General features: G+C 57.3%; 2 protein-coding genes. Both read right to left on the bottom strand.

Annotated elements, in window-relative coordinates; genetic code table 11:
- Positions 1-222: 30S ribosomal protein S10 (gene rpsJ / locus VQ830_RS28605; protein WP_337271528.1), on the bottom strand; the 222-nt coding region annotated here is incomplete at its 3' end.
- 327 nt (positions 223-549) lie between these two features.
- The gene (gene tuf / locus VQ830_RS28600; RefSeq protein WP_337271527.1) at positions 550-1725 is read right to left on the bottom strand and encodes an elongation factor Tu; all 1176 of its coding nucleotides are present in this window, start codon (positions 1723-1725) and stop codon (positions 550-552) included.
- Positions 1726-1727: the final 2 nt, after the last annotated feature.

The following is a 1727-nucleotide window of genomic DNA, read 5'->3' as shown; positions in this document are numbered from 1 at the left end:
GAGAAGGCGCTTATGCGTGCGCATCTCGAACTGCTCGCGGCTTTTCTTGTCGATGTGGGGGGACCGGTTGACCGTAAACTTCTCGATGCGGGTCGGAAGCGGAACGGGGCCCCGGACGCTTGCGCCGGTGCGCTTCGCCGTCGACACGATCTCGCGCGTGGAAGCATCGAGAATTCGGTGATCGAACGCCTTCAGGCGAATGCGGATATTTTGGCCGTTCATTCGACGTTATCCTTGTCTTCGTTCTTCGCGCGTCTTTAAAAACGACGCGCGTTTTTGGTTACTTCAGGCGGACCACCGGTTTCAAAGATCGAGAGGGACACCGCGGGTGCGGCATCCCCATCCCTTTTCCTCGGGCCCTTCGGCCCAGCCTATGATTGGATCGCGTAGCCTGCGGCGATGCCGACGCAGAGTGCAAATCGCGTGGCCGCCATGTGCACTATTTCAATGTCATACGCAAGCGGCTCACGCCGCCTGCGTCATGATTATTTCACATAGCACCTCAGCAAACGCACAATGCGTAAACCAAGACCTAATTACCAACCGCGATTACTCGACGATCGAAGCGACGATGCCGGCACCGACGGTGCGGCCACCTTCGCGGATCGCGAAGCGGAGCTTTTCTTCCATCGCGATCGGAACGATCAGCTCAACGTCAACCGTGACGTTGTCGCCAGGCATAACCATTTCCGTGCCTTCAGGAAGCGTAACGATACCCGTCACGTCCGTCGTGCGGAAGTAGAACTGAGGACGGTAGTTCGTGAAGAACGGCGTATGACGGCCGCCTTCTTCCTTCGTCAGGATGTAGGCTTCTGCCTTGAACTTCTTGTGCGGCTTCACAGAACCAGGCTTGCAAAGGATCTGACCACGCTCAACGCCAGTACGGTCAACACCACGCAGAAGCGCACCGATGTTGTCGCCAGCCTGACCCTGGTCAAGAAGCTTGCGGAACATTTCAACGCCAGTGCAGGTCGTCTTCGTCGTCGCACGAATGCCAACGATCTCGACTTCTTCACCAACCTTGATGATCCCGCGCTCAACGCGGCCCGTCACAACCGTACCACGGCCCGAGATCGAGAAAACGTCTTCGATCGGCATCAGGAACGGCTGGTCAACCGGACGCTCTGGCGTCGGGATGTAAGCGTCAACAGCTTCCATCAGTGCGCGGATCGCGTTCTCGCCGATTTCCTTGTTGCTGTCTTCAAGAGCTGCAAGCGCAGAACCCTTAACAACCGGAATGTCGTCGCCAGGGAAGTCGTACGAAGACAGAAGTTCGCGAACTTCAAGCTCGACAAGCTCCAGAAGCTCGGCGTCGTCAACCTGGTCAACCTTGTTCAGGAACACAACGATCGCAGGAACGCCAACCTGGCGAGCCAAAAGGATGTGCTCGCGTGTCTGAGGCATCGGGCCGTCAGCGGCAGAGCAAACCAGGATCGCGCCGTCCATCTGCGCTGCACCCGTGATCATGTTCTTCACGTAGTCGGCGTGGCCGGGGCAGTCAACGTGCGCATAGTGACGGTTCGGCGTCTCATACTCAACGTGAGCCGTCGAAATCGTGATACCACGAGCCTTCTCTTCAGGAGCGGCGTCAATCTGGTCATACGCCTTGAACTCGCCGAAATACTTCGTAATCGCTGCCGTCAAGGACGTCTTGCCGTGGTCAACGTGCCCAATCGTCCCAATGTTGACGTGCGGCTTGTTCCGCTCAAACTTACTCTTTGCCATTT

Origin of the sequence: Oryzifoliimicrobium ureilyticum (genome assembly GCF_037199735.1) — a bacterium.
Classification (GTDB): domain Bacteria; phylum Pseudomonadota; class Alphaproteobacteria; order Rhizobiales; family Rhizobiaceae; genus Rhizobium; species Rhizobium ureilyticus.
Note: the sequence above shows the minus strand (reverse complement) of the source record. Positions and strands in the feature narration are given on the sequence as shown.

Bases quoted from the DNA above. Each gene is read 5' to 3' on its own strand.
- tuf (WP_337271527.1), bottom strand. From the start codon at position 1,725: ATGGCAAAGAGTAAGTTTGAGCGGAACAAGCCGCACGTCAACATTGGG.